Origin of the sequence: Aquimarina muelleri DSM 19832 (genome assembly GCF_000430665.1) — a bacterium.
GTDB classification, from domain to species: domain Bacteria; phylum Bacteroidota; class Bacteroidia; order Flavobacteriales; family Flavobacteriaceae; genus Aquimarina; species Aquimarina muelleri.
Genome location: NZ_KE387189.1, coordinates 62,051 through 82,303, shown reverse-complemented (window position 1 = coordinate 82,303; position 20,253 = coordinate 62,051). Strand labels below are relative to the sequence as shown.

Annotated in this window: 15 protein-coding genes; 3 read left to right on the top strand and 12 right to left on the bottom strand. The window is 29.5% G+C overall.

The annotated features are described in order from the left end of the window. From H527_RS23375 to H527_RS24750, 11 genes are all read right to left on the bottom strand, one after another. A partial coding sequence (locus H527_RS23375; protein ID WP_155837971.1) for a PorP/SprF family type IX secretion system membrane protein occupies window positions 1-1,616 on the bottom strand: 1,616 nt, incomplete at its 3' end. Window positions 1,617-1,619: 3 nt separating this feature from the next. Continuing rightward, on the bottom strand, window positions 1,620-3,680 hold the full coding sequence (locus H527_RS0119880; protein ID WP_027414261.1) for a T9SS type B sorting domain-containing protein: 2,061 nt from the start codon (window positions 3,678-3,680) through the stop codon (window positions 1,620-1,622). Window positions 3,681-4,229: 549 nt separating this feature from the next. Next, window positions 4,230-5,126 (bottom strand): T9SS type A sorting domain-containing protein, encoded by an 897-nt coding sequence (locus H527_RS0119870; protein ID WP_027414260.1) that lies wholly within the window; start codon window positions 5,124-5,126, stop codon window positions 4,230-4,232. Between the two features lie 412 nt (window positions 5,127-5,538). Then, entirely contained in the window at window positions 5,539-6,072 is a 534-nt protein-coding gene (locus H527_RS0119865) for an OmpH/Skp family outer membrane protein (RefSeq protein WP_027414259.1), read from the bottom strand. Between the two features lie 228 nt (window positions 6,073-6,300). After that, on the bottom strand, window positions 6,301-7,152 hold the full coding sequence (locus H527_RS0119860) for a class I SAM-dependent methyltransferase (RefSeq protein ID WP_035089260.1): 852 nt from the start codon (window positions 7,150-7,152) through the stop codon (window positions 6,301-6,303). A 17-nt stretch (window positions 7,153-7,169) separates the two neighbouring features. Beyond that, window positions 7,170-7,655 (bottom strand): hypothetical protein, encoded by a 486-nt coding sequence (locus tag H527_RS0119855; RefSeq protein WP_027414257.1) that lies wholly within the window; start codon window positions 7,653-7,655, stop codon window positions 7,170-7,172. A gap of 75 nt (window positions 7,656-7,730) precedes the next feature. Then, window positions 7,731-8,198, bottom strand: a complete 468-nt coding sequence (locus tag H527_RS0119850) for a hypothetical protein (protein ID WP_027414256.1) — start codon at window positions 8,196-8,198, stop codon at window positions 7,731-7,733. A gap of 4 nt (window positions 8,199-8,202) precedes the next feature. Next, on the bottom strand, window positions 8,203-10,074 hold the full coding sequence (mnmG, locus tag H527_RS0119845; RefSeq protein ID WP_027414255.1) for a tRNA uridine-5-carboxymethylaminomethyl(34) synthesis enzyme MnmG: 1,872 nt from the start codon (window positions 10,072-10,074) through the stop codon (window positions 8,203-8,205). Between the two features lie 131 nt (window positions 10,075-10,205). Next, the gene (gene ybeY / locus H527_RS0119840; protein WP_027414254.1) at window positions 10,206-10,625 is read right to left on the bottom strand and encodes an rRNA maturation RNase YbeY; all 420 of its coding nucleotides are present in this window, start codon (window positions 10,623-10,625) and stop codon (window positions 10,206-10,208) included. Beyond that, on the bottom strand, window positions 10,618-13,974 hold the full coding sequence (locus tag H527_RS0119835) for a DUF4175 family protein (protein ID WP_027414253.1): 3,357 nt from the start codon (window positions 13,972-13,974) through the stop codon (window positions 10,618-10,620). The genes ybeY and H527_RS0119835 overlap by 8 nt, the downstream gene beginning before the upstream one ends. A 12-nt stretch (window positions 13,975-13,986) precedes the next feature. Next, window positions 13,987-14,118: a hypothetical protein gene (locus tag H527_RS24750; protein WP_262891731.1), complete on the bottom strand. Its 132-nt coding sequence runs from the start codon at window positions 14,116-14,118 to the stop codon at window positions 13,987-13,989. 362 nt (window positions 14,119-14,480) lie between these two features. Between H527_RS24750 and gltX the strand changes: the two genes are divergently transcribed. From gltX to H527_RS0119815, 3 genes are all read left to right on the top strand, one after another. Continuing rightward, complete coding sequence (gltX, locus tag H527_RS0119825; protein WP_027414252.1) at window positions 14,481-15,992, top strand: glutamate--tRNA ligase; 1,512 nt, start codon at window positions 14,481-14,483, stop codon at window positions 15,990-15,992. Between the two features lie 267 nt (window positions 15,993-16,259). Beyond that, complete coding sequence (locus tag H527_RS0119820) at window positions 16,260-17,207, top strand: SPFH domain-containing protein (RefSeq protein WP_027414251.1); 948 nt, start codon at window positions 16,260-16,262, stop codon at window positions 17,205-17,207. A gap of 277 nt (window positions 17,208-17,484) precedes the next feature. Then, a complete protein-coding gene (locus tag H527_RS0119815; RefSeq protein WP_027414250.1) occupies window positions 17,485-17,994 on the top strand; it encodes a hypothetical protein in 510 nt (169 codons plus the stop codon). Between the two features lie 67 nt (window positions 17,995-18,061). Here H527_RS0119815 and H527_RS0119810 read toward each other — a convergent pair whose 3' ends face one another. Further along, window positions 18,062-20,101 (bottom strand): glutamine--tRNA ligase/YqeY domain fusion protein, encoded by a 2,040-nt coding sequence (locus H527_RS0119810; protein ID WP_027414249.1) that lies wholly within the window; start codon window positions 20,099-20,101, stop codon window positions 18,062-18,064. Window positions 20,102-20,253 lie beyond the last annotated feature (152 nt).

Sequence of the window (20,253 nt, the reverse complement as noted above, 5' to 3'; positions counted from 1 at the left end):
TTCTGTGAAGCTAAACGCTCCTCTTCTGCTTTTTGAGCAGCCATCTCTGCTTCTAATTGTTTCTGTGAAGCTAGACGCTCTTCTTCTGCTTTTTGTACGGCTGTTTCTTTCTCTAATTCTTTTTGAGCAGCTATACGTTCTTCTATTTCTTGCTGTTTGGCTGCTTCTGCTTCTCGTATAGCCTCTTCTGCTGCTATTCTTTGTTCTGCTTCTTTTTGCTCTGCTACTTCTTGTTCTATTTGTCTTTGAGCTACTAAGCGTTCTTTTTCTTCTTCTGTTTGTGAAACTTCACGATCCACTTGTTTCTGTGCGGCAAGACGCTCTTCTTCTCTTCTTTGTTCTACCATTTCCGCTTCCAGTTGTCTCTTAACTGCCAAACGTTCTTTTTCTTCTTGTTGTTTATTAAGTAGCTTTACTTCTTCTTCTCTTTGCAATTCTAAATCTCTCGCAGCTTGGGCTTCTTTTTCTCTTGCTTCAGCAATAGATCTTTCGAGTTCGCTAATTGCTTTTTTATCTTGACTTCTGGCTTCTCCTTTTTCGTTTTGTAACTCTCTTATTAATTTATTTTGTTCTAAAACTTCTCTTTTAAGTCGTCTAATTTCAGAATCTCTTTCTTCATATGCTTTTTGAGTTCCGGATTTAGATTTACTTTTTCTTCTTCTAGGTTTTTCGGTTTCAAAATTATATGCCAAGCCTACCTCATGAGTAGCTCCGAAGTTACTAGTGTCTCCAAAACCTGTTTCATAAGTATAGCCTACCGAAACATTAGATGTTATATTACCTCCCACACCTAATGAAACGCCATAAAAGCTATTATACCCTACCTGTCCCCAACCTAATGTTGGCAATTCAACAATAACACTGGCTCCATATCTAAGGTTTGAAGTATCTGTTCCTAAATCAGGCAACATGTTTGCATATCCTATTCCTCGAATTATTTTATCTGACCTTCTTTCTAAACTAGTCGTATACATAACATGCCCTGTAAAGGCCATATTATCTGTTAATAATTCGCTAGATGTTAGGTTATACGCTACAAGGTTGGATACAGAAACACCTACATCGAATTCTTCATAATTAAAATTGACCCCTGGTGTTAATTGAAAAACAGAGCTGTTTTCATAATTAAGAATAATCGGATCATTTACTTCTACTCCGTTATTTAAAACAATACTTGTTGCAGAGTCTATGTTTGATTTAATTCCGCTTTGAGAAAAACCTAGGTTTAATCCAAAAGTAAAATTCATATCCCTGTTCAATTCAACATTATATGCAAAATTAGCTATCCCTCCAAAGTATCGATAAATCCCTTCGTTTTGTTGGTGTAATCCTATGGAAACTCCTATTCTTTCTTCAAAATTGGCAGTATAATTAATTAGGTATGTTTGCGGGTTATCATTAAATGAAGCCCATTGTGTTTTATTATAAAAATTAATAGATTTTTTGTTTTCGCGTACTAAAGAAAAAGTAGGGTTAAAATAAAAACGGTTATATTTTACTAAGTTATGAGTTGGGATATCGGTAGGAAGAACACCATAAGTGCTAGTACTACTATCTTGCCCTCTAAGAACATTAAAAGATATACATACGATTATTAAAAGTAATTTTTTGACCATAAATTATCTCATTACCGTTATCGAACCTTTTCTGATTACGGAATTATTTTTTGTGATTATATAGTAATATAAAGGATCCTGACCCAATGATTTAGAATTCTCTACTGGCCAGTTATTTTGGTAATTTACCGAGGTGTAATCTACTTGACCTCTAGAGGTATAAATAGTTACTTCTACATCTTGTTGATTAAATAAAGATGGTGGTAATAACCAATTATCATTGATACCATCATTATTGGGCGTCACTATGTTGGGTATAATCTCTGATTTTCCTGCTGCATTTGAAATCACTATAGGCTGTGAATCTATGATACAATCTGCAACTGTAATTCTTACAAAATATTGCCCTGTCATGTCTGTTACAATTGCATTAGTTCCTTGTCCCGTTATGCTACCATCATTGGTAGTTCCATCTACTATTAATTCATTTTCACCATCCACTACTCTAAACCATTCATACATATAGCTAGTACTTTGAGATACACTTAAAGTAGAGTTTTCTCCGAAAGGTATAAATGCTGGCGATGCAGAAATAACCACATTATTTCCTAAAAACTCAACCGTTAGATCATTAGATCTTGCCGTATCAAAAGCTGCTCCTCTTAACGTGGCTTCTAATGCGTATATCTCTCCAATATTATCCTCAGTAACACTAAATGTGGTTTCGGTAACACCAGTAGATTGTGTTCCTAAAAACCATTCGAAATCAAAAAATGTATATTGATCGGTAGTAATAGGAACTTCTATTCCTGTGTCGGTTATACCATATAAATTTTCTAAACCTAAAGAGCCTGTTCCTTCTTCACAATTAAGTAAGTTGGTAATTACTGTTTTAAATCCGACAGGTTCAAAAACTTCGGTTGTTGTTTCTAAAGTATCCATGCATACATCATTTGCAAATAAACTTGCACTATATACTCCTGGATCTGTTACTGTAATAGACAAAGCTCCCGGATCTGAAATCGGAAGCACTCCTTGAAAACTTATGCCATTCCTAAACCACTCTATAGTACTACCCGAGAGTGGTGCATTGGTAGTTATCTCCAAAGTCAGTGATATTTGAGTTGGTAATATCATGATTTGAGGCGGGGGTTGTGTAAGAATGTCTGAACCCAAGTTAATAACTTCAACAGGATCTGTAAGTATAGAACAAGTTTCTGTGCCAATTACATTTACCGTATAGGTTCCTGCAAAATTACTCTGCGGTAAAATCTCGGATGGGCCATCAAATTCTGGAATAAGAATACCATCTTTAAACCATTCATACGTAAAACCAGGGTCTGTAACACTAGTGGTTAAAATTTTAACATCACTCGGACAAAATTGTTGTGGAGAGGATTCATTAATTCTAACCGTAGTTTTATTAAAATCAATTACCTCTACCGTTGCACTATCAAAATTATAGAAGGCATTACAACTTCCAAAATCAACCTCTACTTTGTACGTCCCAACTTGTGTTACATTTTCTAATGTAGAAGAAGATTCTCCAGTAATGATAGTTCCATTATAAGACCATATATACCTAGGGAAATCTCCTGGAAGAGCCGTTAAAGTAGAAGACTCTCCAACACACAATGCTACTGTATTAGACTCTATATTAGACCCTGTTAAGGTAACTCCTTCAGAAAAATCAAAATAATATATAATTACTCTTGTTCTTACCATGCCTATATAGTTGCTCGCAGGAACTCTTACTCTAAGACTATAGTTCTCTCCTCTTAAATCTGTAGGGATAGGAAAAGAAGGAAATACGATATCTCCATTAGGCGGAATAGCTGCGGAACTGGTAAATGTTGTTAAAGTTCTTGTAGTAGCATCAGAAAAAATACCTGTATCATCCGACAGTTCTAGAATATATTCGGTATTGGGTCCAAACCCAGAAGGAGTTTTGGCAACTGCCCCCCGATTAGGAGCATTTTGATTTACACAAAGTTGCTTCGTAGTTCCTCCACCATCAATAGAAAATAAGGGTGCGTCAATTTGCTGCGTATAAACTTCTTGTACTGAAAACAGGAAGCCTATCACAATAGCAATTAATGATATGGGGTTAAGTTTTTTTTTCATGATATCACACTTATAATAAAGGTGAATATGCACTATTAACTTTGCGATTTGGGGCGCTTGTTAATAATATTGTTAATATATTTTTTACCAAGTCATAAAATTATAAATTAAATGTTTATATCAAACTAAAATTTAAGATTTTTTTGTAATAATTTTCTGACCTTTTGACAATTGTTTAGTTTTATACTATAAAAATGTACACCCAAAAAACATTCTAATATACATAAAATTTTGTTAATCAAAGTATTGTGTTAATTTTAAAATTTTTATCATTTCTGTAAAAAAAGATAAATTTTCCCCTTTTTTAATAAAAAAAGCATCTGTATATAGAGTAAAAATAAAGAAATTACTACATATTAAAATACCCTCAGCGAAAATATCTACTATCAAAAAAGACAATTTTTACCGATTAAGTGTAAAAAAAGATAAAAAAAATTTAATGTTAAAATGATATTTTTTTATAAACTAAATAAAAGCAATAAAAAAACTCTCATTTGTTAATTGAAATGAGAGTTTTACTATTAGAAGTGGTTTAAATTTTTATATACTTTACTTAGTCACAATTATCTTTTTGCTGAATTCGTTTCTTCCTCTATTTACTTTAACTATATACATACCAGGTGAAAATTTAGAAATATCTAAATCCACTTTTGTAGATATCTTTTTACTCTTTTTAAGTAGGTTACCTTGTAAATCGTAGATAGATACATCAAAATATTGATCGCCTTCAGTTAAAACAGTTAATTTTTCTCTGTTAGCAATATGTGTTGGAAAAACAATTATATCCTCAGACCTGTTTTTACTATTTCTAAGCCCCTTTTTACTACTATTTATTATCGATGTTTTTGAAGCTGGGCAATTAAGATTAAAAATAGTAGACCGATTATCTACTCTCCATTTAGGTCTTCTACCAGAGCTTTTGGCAGCAGCTTCTGTAAGATCCTTTACTTTTATACAGTTTAGAGTCGATATCTGTCTTGTATCTAAGCTCTGTAAATCATTAATTCCTGAAATATCTAAACCAGTAAGAAAATTATCAGAGAGATTTAAAGACAAAAGCTGGTTACAGTTTGTAATATTTATTTGTTCTAAAAGATTATAATAACAATTTAGGGATATCAATTTTGTGTTACTAGATAAGTCCAGAGTAACCAGATCATTTTCTGGTATGCTAAGTATTTCAAGATTGGTAAAAGCTTCAATTCCTGTTAAATTAGTTACCCCTTGTAAAGCAGTGATAAATATTTCTGTAACCTTTTCTGCATCACAACTACTTATATTACCATTTACTAAACCATCGCTGTCTATTCCCTCAAATACCAAAAATTCTTCAAATTTTGGGTCTGGTATACTTACTGGGTCACATATAGGTACTAAATCTGTATTATCTAAAGTAAAAGAATTAACAGAAAATGAAACCATAAAAAATAAAATAAAGTTTTTCATTACTAATAGGTTTTAAGATTATACCATCTAAATTAAAGACAAAATTTATTCTTTTAAATATCTCATAGTTAATCTTTTGTTATATAATAAAAATTTATAAGTATATGATATACAGTATTTTATATATAAATATACCCATTAGTTATTTTAAATTTTAACTAACAGATTATAAGTAACTTATAAGTAAAATGATTCATAAAAAACTTATTTACTAGACTAGCTATAAAGTAACACAGTAAAATAGGAACCTTAAAAAATCTAAATTCGTTAAAGTTCCTTAACTCTATAAACCTACACGTACAATTGAATTACATATTCATGTCTTTTTTAAGTAAAAACATTAATATATAGAAAACAAAAACCCTGACTATCTATAGATAATCAGGGTATATAAAATGATTTTAAAAACTATTTATTCTTTAGTTTCCGTAGTTTTAGTTTCTTCTCCATTTAATTCTTTAAGAATTTTATCGGTAAGATCTAACTCTTCTTTACCATATAGTATATTACTTGCTTCTGTATCTCCGTAGATATACGTATATCCGTTTTTCTTACCATAATCTTCAACATAACTCTTTACTTTATTAATAATAGAGTCTATTTCTACCTGGCTTCCTTGTTGAATCTCTTGCATTTTAGCTTGTTGCTCTCTTTGTAAACCTTGTTGCTTTGTCATTAGCTCCTGCTCTTTCTTTTCTCTATTAGCAGTAGACATAGATTTCATAATAGTTTGGTAACCTTGTACCTCTATTTGAAATTGTTTCGCTTTTTCTTCCAATTCAGCGCGCACTTCATTATTTTTCTTTGTCCATTTTTCTTGTGCTACTTTCATTTCTTTAAAATCAGAAACAACTCTGGTGTTATTTACATAACCCGTTTTTTCTATTTGTTGATTACAAGAAGCTAAAACTAGAAATGCTCCTGCGATCCATAAAAATTTTTTCATTTTTCAAAAATTAAGTTCTACGCAAAAATATCAAAGTTAATGTGATGTTTATTCATTATCTGAATAAAAAAATAAATATAATAAAAAACGATCGTTTTAATATTTATAATACATAAAATCTATAAAAAACAACTAAAAATAAAGCGATTTAAGCGATTTTTGAAAAAAAACAATACAAACACACCTTAACCTCTTTAAAAAGATAAAAAAAATACTTAAAAATAGAAATTAACTGTTTTTAAGTACATAAATCTGCGAAGAATATTCTTTGGTTTGTTTTGCTTTAGTATTAGATAATAATCCTACCCAAAAAGCCTTTACAAAATTCATCTTACCATTTTTATACTTTTCTGATAAAAGAGAAACATAAAAAGAATCAAATTTCATTGGAAGCACTTTTTCTAAACTAAAACCTTCTTCTTTAAAAAGTTTTTGAATAGAAGTTTTTGAAAAATGCCAAAGATGTCTGGGAACATCATAAGCTGCCCAAAAAGATTTATAATGCAGCGCATCATAAGATTTAAAATTTGGAACAGCTATAATCACATATCCATTAGGTTTTATAAGTCGTTTTAATTCTTTGATTTGATTTTCTACATCTGGTATATGTTCTAAAACATGCCACATCGTAATAACATCAAAACTTTGAGATTCAAAATCTGTAGTTGTAAAATGTAAATTAATTCCTTTTTGCTTAGCTAATTCTTTGGCTTGTTTATTTGGTTCTACTCCTTCTACTTTCCAACCTTTGTTTTTGGCTGTATTTAAAAAATCTCCTGTTCCTGCTCCAATATCTAAAACCAGTTTAGATTTACTATTCAATTTAGAAATGAGTTTCACTTTTTTGTTTAAAGAATATACTTTAACTATATGGTATAGTTTTTCAAAAAACGATCGTTTTGCATCTGTATGAGAAATATAGTCTTCACTTTCATAATACTTTCCTAATTCATGTTCTTTAGGTTTTGGTGAAGTAACCAATAAATCGTATTCTTTATCATATAATAACTGAAACGTTTCTCCAGACACGGTATGATCTTTACACTCGATAAAAAAATCTAAATCATTTTGTTTATTCATTATGTAATTCAAAAAAATTAAAATAAAGGTTCTCTTTTTATATTGTTTTTAATCTGAATCAAAAACGAACGGGTTTTATTATAAAACAAAGATTTCATAGAAAGACAATTATCTCCATTTGGATCTACAACAATAATTTTCACAAAAGTTTCTGGTTTTCCTATATTATTTTCGTAATCTTCTTTATTAATAGCATAGGATACTAAATCTATAGATTCTGATCTATCAACACTAAAACTTATCTTAACATTAAATTCGATATCTAAGTCTTTAAACAAAAATGTATTAAAATCTTTTAAGTTTTGATCCTCTTTTAAGCCAAATTGTTTTCTAAGGGATCGTTTTGCTTCTTCTGGAAGCATTGGTGGTTTAAAAACAAAAGACTCTTCGTTAAATGCGTTTTCTGTTTCTATTCTAAAATTATCAATCTGCTTTACCTTATGTGTGGTTATGCAAGAAAAAAGCAAGAAAGTCGATAAAAGTAAAATAAAATATTTTTTCATTACTGTGATTGTTTTTTCTGTAAACGAAATAAAAAACTTATTATACCATATAAATAAAAAATGTTCCACGTGGAACTATTCTTTAGATCTATCATAAACTTTTACTTTTAAAAGAACACCCAAATCATTAGCTGTTTTTAAAACGTTATTATAATTATCTTCTTCTAAAACGGTACAATGTGTATTCCCTTTAAAAAACCGTATTACCCATTTCTTAAATTTATTTTCTGTACCATCATCTTCACATCGTTGAACAAACGAAGCATGAAAAACTGAAATATAATCTGGATATTCGATATAAAATTTAGATTTCCAAATAATCTTTCCGTAAAGAATAAAAAGTATCTCGTTATTAAAATCTCTGGTTATTTTATACACTTTAGAAAAACCTGCTAAAAAGATACCAATACAAAAAAACAAAATACTTAAAAGAATAGAAAACTCAATGACTAAATAAGATATAATAGAATAAACTATAATTGTTATAAATGAAAATATCCTCATTAATACTGTTTGCGATTCCTTAATAATTACATACTCCATTATGTTATCTACCCATATACACTAAAAGAACAGAAATATCACTTGGAGATACTCCACTAATTCGTGATGCTTGAGAAACTGTTGCTGGTTTTATTTTAGTCATTTTTTCTCTGGCTTCAAAAGAAAGAGATTTTAGTTTAGAATAATCAAAGTCTTTTGGAATCTTTAAATTTTCTAACCTATTTAATTTATCTGCATTATTTTTTTCTTTCTCGATATATCCAGAATATTTAACTTGGATTTCTGTCTGTTCTAAAACTTCCTTATCCAGATTATTTTCTTTTATATATTCATCCACTTTTGTAAAGTGTTTAATATCTTCTAATGTAATTTGTGGACGAGAAAATAATTTAAACATTTTACCACTTTGATTAATTGGGCTAGATTTTTTTTCTTCCAAAATAGGATTTGCTTCTTCTGGAGAAACACTGGTGTCTTTAAAAAATTGTACAAAAGCAATTGCTTTTGCTTCTTTTTCTTCCATTCTCTTCATTCGAGAATCTGATGCTAAACCTATCTCATGAGATTTTGGTGTTAATCTAAAATCTGCATTATCTTGTCTAAGCAAAGTTCTGTATTCTGCTCGAGATGTAAACATACGATATGGTTCTTCTGTTCCTTTTGTAATTAGATCATCAATTAACACACCTATATATGCTTCGCTTCTTTTAAGAATAAAAGATTCTTTTTCTTTTACTTTTAAAGCTGCATTAATCCCGGCCATTAATCCTTGAGATGCTGCTTCTTCATAACCTGTTGTTCCATTAATTTGTCCTGCAAAAAACAAACCTGAAATTAATTTAGTTTCTAAAGTATGTGTTAATTGCGTTGGTGGAAAATAATCATATTCGATTGCATATCCTGGTCTAAAAAACTTTACGTTTTCAAAACCAACTACAGATTTTAATGCTTTAAATTGAACATCTTCTGGCAATGATGTTGAAAATCCATTTACATAAACTTCTACCGTATTCCATCCTTCTGGTTCTACAAAAAGCTGATGTCTATCTTTATCTGCAAAACGATTAATTTTATCTTCTATAGATGGGCAATATCTTGGTCCGATGCTTTTGATTCTACCATTAAACATAGGAGAACGATCAAAACCTTCTCTAAGCAATTCATGAACTTCGAGAGATGTATATGTCATATGACACGACCTTTGTTCTTTTAAAGGTTTTGTTACATCTGAATAACTAAATTTTTCTGGTTGCTCGTCTCCTGGTTGCTCCACCATTCTAGAATAATCTAACGATCTACCATCTACTCTTGGCGGTGTTCCAGTTTTCATTCTACCACTATCAAATCCAAATTCAATTAATTGTTCTGTTATTCCTGTGGCTGCTTTTTCTCCTGCTCTACCTCCTCCAAATTGTTTTTCTCCTATATGAATTAAACCATTTAAAAAAGTCCCATTGGTAAGCACTACAGTTTTTGCTTTTATTTCAATACCTAGAGATGTTCGTACTCCTTTTATCTCTCCATTTTCTTCTAGAAGACCACTTACCATATCTTGATAAAAATCTAAATTAAGAGTTTGCTCCAGCATGATTCTCCATTCTTCAGCAAAACGCATCCGATCACTTTGAACCCTTGGACTCCACATTGCGGGGCCTTTGGATTTATTCAACATTTTAAACTGTATAGCAGTACGATCACTTATGATCCCGCTATACCCTCCAAGCGCATCAATCTCTCTAACTATTTGTCCTTTTGCTATACCTCCCATTGCAGGATTACAACTCATCTGTGCGATGTTTTGCAAATTCATAGTGATCAACAATGTACTACACCCTAAATTTGCAGCCGCAGCTGCAGCTTCGCTTCCTGCATGTCCTGCACCCACTACTATTACATCATACTCTCTATCAAACATAATTTATATACAATTGTTCCACGTGGAACATGATTTTATTTATATTAAAATTATGATGTTCCACGTGGAACATCATCTGATCACAACACATATTTGTTCCACGTGGAACAAATATGTGTTGTGAAAAACTACTAATGTTCCACGTGGAACATTAGTAGTTTTTCGTTTTCTTTACTTCGCATAAGAGATTCTTCTTCTTTGCTTTTATCTTTATATCCACAAAAATGTAATATACCGTGTATAATAACTCTTCGTGTTTCTTCTTCTTCTTGAACATTAAACTCTATAGCATTATCCCTTACTCTATCTATAGAGATAAAAATATCTCCGTTTAATTGATTTCCTAAAGTATTATCAAAGCTTATAATATCCGTATATGTATCATGGTTTAAAAATTCTTGGTTTATTTTTAATAAATATTCGTCATTACAAAAGATAAAATTTATCTCTCCTTCTGTTTTTTTTTCAGATAGAATAACAGAATTTATCCATTTTATTAAAAAGGTTTCGTTCTTGAATTCTATATCTGTTTCGTAATAAAAATTAATCATTGTCTTTCTTAAAATACCTTTGTACTCTTTGTTTATGATTTTGCCGCAAAGGTAATACTTGTCTATTTAATATCTCTGTAGTATTAAAATATTGTTTTGCTTTATCTAGTTGTAATATGTTTTGATTACTAAATTGTAGTTCATTTGATTTACTTTCTCTTTTTTCTTCTTCTCCTTGTTCTAAAGTAGCGTCTTCGAGCTTAAGAAGTTCGTGTTTTAAATCTAACATTTTACCTAATGTTTGTTTATTAAAACCTTTTTCTAAAAGCTCTTGTTCTACTTGCTCCATTTTTTTTAATAGACCACTTCCTGCAGAATTTCCTTTTCCTTCTTTATTTATTTTGTCTTGCAGTGCATTTCGCAATTGTTGTTGCTCTTTATATATTTCATATAACTGCCCATTTAAATCTTCTTTTTGTTGTTCAGACTCTCCCTCTTCATTATTACCTTCTCCCCCCTTTTGCTTACCGTTTTTTTTATTTCCTTTTTGGTCACCTTCTTTGCCTTCTCCACTGTTTTTTTCTCCTTCTTTATTTCCTTGTTTTTCTCCTTTTTTTGATCCTTCTTTCATTTGCTCATTAAGTTCTTCTTGCTTTTTTATAATATCTGGTAACTGCATTTCATTAGATCCGCTTTTACCTTTACTACCTGATGCAGACATACTACTTTGCATTTGATCTAATGTTCTACTTAAAAGATAGGCCAGATCATTAGAGCCTGTAATTGTGTATTGTTGATTAGCGGATCCTTGTATTATTTGATTTTCAGCAAGTCGTTCTAAAGATTTATCAATATTAAACTCTATGTCTGTAAGTTTTTTAGTAACCAATTCTGTTATCTGAGGAGTACGCAGAGCTAAGGTATATAGGCTATCATCTAAATGAATAAAGTTTTCTCTTAGCACACTTTGCTTTTTAAGTTTAGAAGAGTAGCTAGGATTATTCATATCTATCCCTTTAAAATCTTTCATTAAATCTTCTTGAGTAATAGAAAAATCTACTAAGTTATCCAAAATTTGCCGTAACATTTCCATGTCTTCTTGTTGTTGTTCTGCTCCACTCATCTCCATTTGCATCTTCATACCCTTACTCATTTGCTTCATTTTTTGAGCAGCACTTTTTTGATTCTTTTTAGCTTCTGATTTATTTTCTTTTTTTAAATTTTCACTCGCTTTTTCTTGCTCCTTTTTTATTTCACTCTCATCTTCTTTCTTTTGATCTAAGCTCATTGGTTTTTTTAAATCCTCATTTTCTTTCCGTAACTTTTCAATTTCTTTTTGAAAGTCTTCGAACTCTTTATTTAACTCATCTTGTTTTTCTTTAGTGTTTTCTTCTTCATTTTTATCAGAAAGTTCTTCTTGTTTTTTAGATAAATCCTCTAATTCTTTTACTAATTTTTCATGCTTTTCTGCAACATAATATCGTTTTGTAAGTTCGAGGAGTTGCTCTAAATTCTTTTTTAGATTTTTGTTTTCCTTACCTAACTCTTCTAGTTTTTTTGTTAATTCTTCTTTTTGTATTTTTTCAGAAAGGCGTTCGATTTCTTCTAAAAGCTTTTCGTTCTTTTTAAGTTTCTCTTCATTCCTTTCTAATCTTTCTTTTAGAGCATCTTTAAAAGGTTCTTCCTCTTCTTTTTTATCAAACTGTTCTAGATTTTCTTTTAGCTTTTTTGAAAAATCTTGCATCATTTTCTCTTGCTGTTTCTGTCTATTTAAGAAGTCTTCCAGCTTTTTTTTATCGTTAAAATCTAGTCTTTTTTTCTCTTTTTGGATTTTACTTAGACTTTTTAATTCCTCCTCTTGTTCTTTAAATTTATTTAATGATTTGTTTAAACCAGAAATAGCATCATTTTGTTTTTGTAACAAAAGTTTTTCTTTTTCGTTTTTTGTAAGCTGTTTAAAATTAAAAATCGGGCTTTTTGTACTTTTATAATTATGAATAATATCATTATCAAAAACCTCAAAATAGAACTCATAATTAACTCCATCTACAAGATCTATCTCTGCGGGAAAAGCATAAATAAACTCATCAAATTCTGTCTTATTAATTTCAATATTTTTAAATTTAACATCCTCGGTCTTATCAGAATCATAATATACCATCCTCAGTTTGGTTAAACCATAATCATCACTTATTTTTCCATAAAAATATAATGTTTGATTATCTATAGAATCCTTTTCAGATTTTAGGTTTAATTCTGGATATTGATCTTTTATTACATTAAGATTAAAAGATAAGTTTTCGTAATTTTTTACATTTTTATTGGATGTTGTAATCTCATAATCCCAATTAGTATAGATATTCTTTTCATATAAAAAGTTTGTTTCATTTTTTTTCATAGATATTACAGAGTCTTTTGTTTTAAACTCAACTACATCTGTATTTCTTGTATACACTACCCAGCTAACTTTTGTTCCTTCAGGTATAGTTGCATTTCCAGAACTTTTTAAAATCTCATCTGTTTTTTTTGTATATGTTGGATAATCCAATTTCATCTCAAAATTTAATAATGCAGGTATAGGAACCACTGATAAATTATAAGGAATAGAATTAATATTATTGGCACTAATTATAAATTCTAAAGGCTTTTTGAGTTGTACAAAAGTGTACTCAAACTCTCCTGGTCCGGTGTTTTTTAAAAAGTAAACTTCGTTATTATATTTTATGGTTGCATTGTCAGGAATTACATCACCTGTTGTTTTTATTTTAAGCACAAAATCTGTATTTTCAAATACATTTAGAGTAGAATTAGTAATAAAAAACTTAAATGGAGCTGGTGGTTCATATGCAACTTCATAATTAACGACTCTGTTATAACTATCTGAAATCCAGCTTGTTTTATTAAAAACAAATAATATCAAAAATAGTACTAAAGGAATTGCTGCATATTTTAAGTATTTACTATTTTTCCTTAAATTAATAGCTAATTTAAAAGGAATAGGCTTTAATTGGCTTGACTTTTGTTCGATGCCTGCTAATAATAAAGAAGATGAAGTTGTACTTTTACTTAATTGTAATAAATTTAAAAGTTTATCATTTACCTCGGGAAAGTGATTACCAATAATATTGGATGCTTTTTCATAATCTATTCCTTTCGCAAGTCTAAAGAGCTTTGCGATTGGTACTAGTATTAATTTTATAAACAAAGTAAGTTCTACTATAATAAATAACCAAAATAATATGGTTCTTCCTATCTTACTAAGCCACAAAAAATTTTCAATTAATAAGGTTAGTAAAAAATACAATACGCCTATCGCAAAAAAAAGTATTATGCCTTTTATAAGTTCATTTACGTAGTACCTTTTTATAAACTCTTCTAACTTATTTTTTATGAATTGGAAATTCTCCATATTGTAAAGCTTTCATTTTTCATTAACTTCTAAATCTACAATTTTATTTTTAATAGAATTGTTATATTTATAATAATTCAACCCTCTATAAAATAAGTTGTTATATTCATTTTTAAAATACTCTTGATTATATAATCTATTCATCTTGATTGTTCTTTACATTTGTTTGTAAGGAATTTTTAATTATCTAACCATAATCTATACACTAATTCTTAATTTATATTTTCTTATAACTTATAAGATATAAAGACAAAGGAAGAATATTAAAATAATTATACTTACCTCCTATTTCAATTTTGACATAATTAAATATGTTTCACGTGAAAAATAAAATAAATAACCTCGGAGAGTTAAACTCCAGAATATGGATTAAACCTTTTATAAGAGAATGAACTTTATTTAAAATTTAATAGCAATCTTATAAAATCATTTTTAGCTACCTATATAAGGTTGTATCTTTGTTATTTATTTATAAAACTTTTTTAAAGAGTTTAAAAAACATTATCATGACAAAAGACATTAGGGTACGATTTGCACCAAGTCCTACTGGACCCTTACACATAGGAGGAGTACGAACTGCTTTATTTAATTATCTTTTTGCAAAAAAAAATAAAGGAACCTTCGTTCTTAGAATAGAAGATACAGATCAAAATAGATATGTTGCAGGTGCAGAAGAGTATATTAAAAATGCTTTAGAATGGTGTGGTATTCCTTTTGATGAAGGACCTGGAAAAGAAGGAGAATATGGACCATATAGACAAAGTGAACGTAAAGAAATATATAAACAATATGCAGATCTTTTAATAAAAAATGGATTTGCTTATTATGCATTTGATACCACAGAGAGCTTAGATGCACACAGAAAAGACCATGAAGAAAAGGGAAAAACATTTATCTATAACTGGCATAATAGAGAAAAACTAACTAATTCTATATCTCTATCGGAAGAGAAAGTATTAGAAAAAATTAATTCTGGAGATAATTATGTTATTAGATTTAAATCCCCTAAGGATGAAATTTTACATCTTAAGGATGAAATTAGAGGTGATATAAAAATAGATACAAATATTCTTGACGATAAAATATTATTTAAAAGTGATGGTATGCCAACCTATCACCTAGCAAATATTGTGGATGATCACTTAATGAAAATAACTCACGTTATTAGAGGTGAAGAATGGTTACCATCTTTGGCATTACATGTTTTACTATATCGTGCGTTAGGCTGGGATATTCCAAGTTTTGCACATTTGCCATTAATTCTAAAACCTGTTGGTAAAGGAAAATTAAGTAAACGCGATGGTGACAAAATGGGTTTTCCTGTATTTCCATTACAATGGGTTGATCCAAAAACAAAGGAAACTGCATCTGGGTATAAAGAGGATGGTTACCTTCCAGAAGCAGTAATTAATATGCTTGCTTTTTTAGGATGGAATCCTGGTACAGAACAAGAACTATTTTTTCTAGAAGAATTAATAGAAAAATTTGATCTAAAACGCGTTAATAAAGCTGGAGCTAAATTTGATCCTGAAAAAACTAAATGGTTTCAACAACAACATTTACAAAATTCTGATAATCAAATTCTGACGGAACAATTTAAAACTATATTAAAAGAAAAAAATATTTCTACCTCTTTAGATGTTCAAAATATAATTACTGCTGTAAAAGAACGTGCTATTTTTGTAAAAGATTTATGGGAACTTAGTGAATTTTATTTTGTTTCACCAAATGAATATGAGGAAAAAGCTGTGAAAAAAGCCTGGAAAGAAGATACTCCTATCCTAATGCATGAACTAACTAGGATACTAAGCGATATAAGTGATTTTTCTGAAACAAATATTTCTTCTATAGTAAAAGGATGGATTACAGGTAAAGAAATAAGTTTTGGTAAGGTTATGATGCCATTACGTATAGCCTTAGTAGGTTCGTTACAAGGTCCAGATTTATTTCAAATCGCATCTATAATAGGTAAAGATGAAACTATAAAGAGAATACAAAATGCTATAGAAGTTAATTGAAATATAATTTCTAACTTTTAAAAAGCGCTTCTATTTTAAATTATAAATAGAAGCGCTTTTTAATTCACATTATATTAGCAAGTTAGTGAACATATGCTTTTAAAACAAGCATCGATAAAATTAATAACCTAAGAGAATTAAACTTCAGAATATGGATTAAAACATAAATACTACTATGCTAAGAATTTCTAAATTAAGAACATTGATTTACAATTTATTAGTACATTCATTCGTAAATACATTTTTAACTTTTTAATCTAAAAAAAAATGAGTTTCTATTTTATTCCAATATTAATCTTCGGTTTTATTATTCTGTTTTCAGGAATATTTACCGTAAAACAGCAAACCTCTGCTATTGTGGAGCGATTTGGTAAATTTTTAAGTACTCGAAATTCTGGTTTACATTTTAAAATTCCAGTTTTTGATCGTATTACTGGACGTATAAACTTAAAAATTCAACAATTAGATGTTTTAGTAGAGACTAAAACTAAAGATGACGTTTTTGTACGTCTTAAAATATCTGTTCAATTTCAAGTAATCAAAGAAAAAGTATATGATGCTTTTTATAAATTAGAAAATCCACATGATCAAATTACTTCTTATGTTTTTGATGTTGTTAGAGCAGAAGTACCAAAAATGAAACTAGACGACGTTTTTGAACGTAAAGATGATGTAGCTATTGCTGTAAAACAAGAGCTTAACGAAGCTATGATAAACTATGGCTATGACATTATAAAAACTTTGGTAACCGATATAGATCCTGATGCTCAGGTTAAAGAAGCTATGAATCGTATTAATGCTGCCGAACGTGAAAAAGTTGCTGCAGAATATGAAGCTGAAGCCGAAAGAATTAAAATAGTTGCCAAAGCTCGTGCTGAAGCTGAAAGTAAAAGATTGCAAGGTCAAGGTATTGCAGATCAACGTAGGGAAATAGCAAGAGGTTTGGAAGAAAGTGTAGATGTTTTAAATAATGTAGGAATTAATTCACAAGAAGCCTCTGCCCTTATTGTTGTTACACAACATTATGATACATTACAATCTATAGGAGAACATGTTAATAGTAACCTAATATTATTACCAAACTCTCCTCAAGCTGGTAGTGATATGTTAAATAATATGATTGCATCTTTTACAGCCTCTAATCAAATAGGTGAAGAAATGAAAAAACAAAATGCAAAAAAAGGAATTGGTAAAAACTCTGAAGAGAAAAAATAAATTTATAAATATAACCGATCAAATATTTTGATTGGACTTCTAATTTTTTATTTTTTCAACAAAAAACTAATAAATTTATATTTTTAATAAGAAAAACTGATATAATGCGTTTTCTTAGTGTTTTAAATAAATAATATAATATCACATTACCTGTTTTTTTAATCCTTTTAAAACGCATTATATTAATCGTTTTTTAATAAGAAAAACTAATTATTTATAAAAATCTATAAAAAATTCTTATAGTTTAAAAATTCTTATATTTGTAAAAAAAGTCCCAATGAAAAATTTAATTTTAGTTTTACTTTTAATTCATGGAAGCATATATTCTCAAAGTGAGAGTACATTAAAAGAATTTGCATTAAGAGATGCGAAAGCAACTTCTCAAGCTTCAATCGATAGAAATTTAAATACAATACTTAAATATACACATCCTGAAGTTTATGAAGCGTATGGAGAAAAGCAGCTGATGGAAGCGATGAATGAAATATTTAGAACCATGGACGCTCAAAAAATAAAAATAATCAGTTCTGAAATAGATGAAGTATCCGAAATTAAAAAAGAAGGTAAAGAATATCGCTGTTTAGTAAAAAATACTATAAAAATGGATTTTAGTGGAAGGCAAGTAACTCTCAAAAGTTCACTATTTGGTTTTTATAATAAAAAGATATCCCAATGGTATTTTGTAGAGTCAAATAAGCTTATTGATGATCCTGAAACTAAAAAATTATTTCCTGATTTTAGAACAGATATTGAAATTCCATTAGACGAGCATATAGCTGATAACTAATAGATTATAATATTATATTATCGAGCAGAATTGAAAAATAAAGTATTCAATTCTGCTCGATATTTTTTTATAATTTATATTTAGAAACTAAATTTTTAGCTTCTGATTGCAATAATTCATTTTTATCTTCTAAAGCTTTTTTGATAAAATCTTTTGCTAATTGATCAGGCTGTAACTTTTTTACTTCTAATACTATATCAAGTGCAATCATTGTAGCAATACGAGTTCCTGCCTTTTTTACAGCAGTTTCATACAATGGTACCAATTCTTCTATTTCTATTGTTTTTGCAGCTTCTTGAATTTTAATTTTAAGAGCCTCTCTTTTGTTTTCTGGTAAATTTGTGTACTTTTTACCTCCTCTTTTTATTTCTTCGATAGAAGGTATGTTATTTAGCTTATTTTGTGCTATAGCTTTACTATTTGGTTGTGTTGCAGGTTTTACTTTTGCCCAAGTATCTCGCAAACCAACGGTTTTATTAAAAACTAAAGTATTTTTACTACTATCGGTATCTACATTAAAATAACCTAACCTTTGAAATTGAAATTGATCTAATGGTTTAGCATCCTTTAAACTAGGTTCTACATAGCCAGTAATAACTTTTAAAGAATTTGAATTTAAAAATTGCATAAAATCCTTATCCTTATGACCATCGGGTGATTCATTATTAAATAATCTATCATAAATTCTTACTTCGGCTGGTATAGCATGTGCTATAGATACCCAGTGCAAGGTTCCTTTTACATTACGTTTAGACTCTTCGGTACCGCTACCCGATCTACTTTTAGGGTCATAAGTACAGTGAATTTCAGTAATATTACCTTCACTATCCTTAATTACATTTTCTCCTTTAATAAGATATGCATTTTTAAGTCGCACTTCTTTTCCTATTGTTAATCTAAAGAATTTTTGTCCTGCTTCTTCTTTAAAATCTTCTCTTTCAATATATAATTCACCTGAAAAAGGTATTTTTCTATGTCCTGCAGTATCATCTTCAGGGTTATTTTCGGCTTCTAACCACTCTTCTTTTCCAACAGGATAATTAGTAATAACTAATTTAACAGGATCTAAAACAGCCATAACTCTAGGCGCTATTTTATTAAGGTCCTCTCGCACACAAAATTCTAATAAAGATACATCGATAACATTTTCTCGTCTTGCTACTCCTACTGTATCTACAAATTTACGAATGGATGCAGGAGTATACCCTCTTCTTCTTAGCGCAGAAATAGTTGGCATTCTAGGATCATCCCATCCGGATACTATCCCCTCTTCTACCAATCTAAGTAATTTACGCTTACTCATGATTGTGTAACTTAAATTAAGACGTGCAAATTCTCTTTGTTTTGGTCTAATATTATCGTTATATACTTGATCTAAAAACCAATCGTATAATTTTCTGTGTGGTTTAAATTCTAAAGAACATAAGGAATGCGAAACACTTTCTATATAATCACTTTCTCCATGAGTCCAATCATACATAGGATATATGCACCATTTATTTCCGGTTCTATGGTGTTCTTTTTTTAAAATTCTATACATCAAAGGGTCTCGCATTAACATATTAGGGTCTTCCATATCAATTTTAGCTCTTACTACATGTTCTCCTTCATTAAACTTACCTTCTTTCATTTTCTCAAAAAGATCTAAGTTTTCCTCGACAGAACGGTTTCTAAAAGGACTATTAATACCAGGCTCTGTAGTAGTTCCTTTTTGTTCTGCTATGGTTTCTGCAGACTGAGAGTCTACATAAGCTTTTCCGTCTTTAATTAATTGAACGGTCCAATCGTATAATTGCTGAAAATAATCTGAAGAATAGCGTTCTTGATCCCACTTATACCCTAGCCATGCAATATCTTCTTTGATAGCATCTACATATTCTTGTTCTTCTTTTGCTGGATTGGTATCATCAAAACGTAAATTAACTGGTGCGTTGTATCTAAGTCCAAGTCCAAAACTAATTCCTATTGCCTTAGTATGACCTATATGGAGATATCCATTAGGTTCTGGAGGGAAACGAAAACGTAAATCCTCTTTACTCATTCCACTTAAAAGGTCTTCTTCGATAATGTGCTCAATAAAATTAAGCGGTTTTTTTTCTGCTGACATTTATAATCTAAATAAAACACAAAACTACAAATTCTAATGGTGCTTAACTATTTGTAGCAAAATCTTTATATAATAATTTTATTATAATGTAAATTTATCATAAAAGGGGTTTATACCTGTTTTATTAACAAAGATTATTTTTAACTTTGACA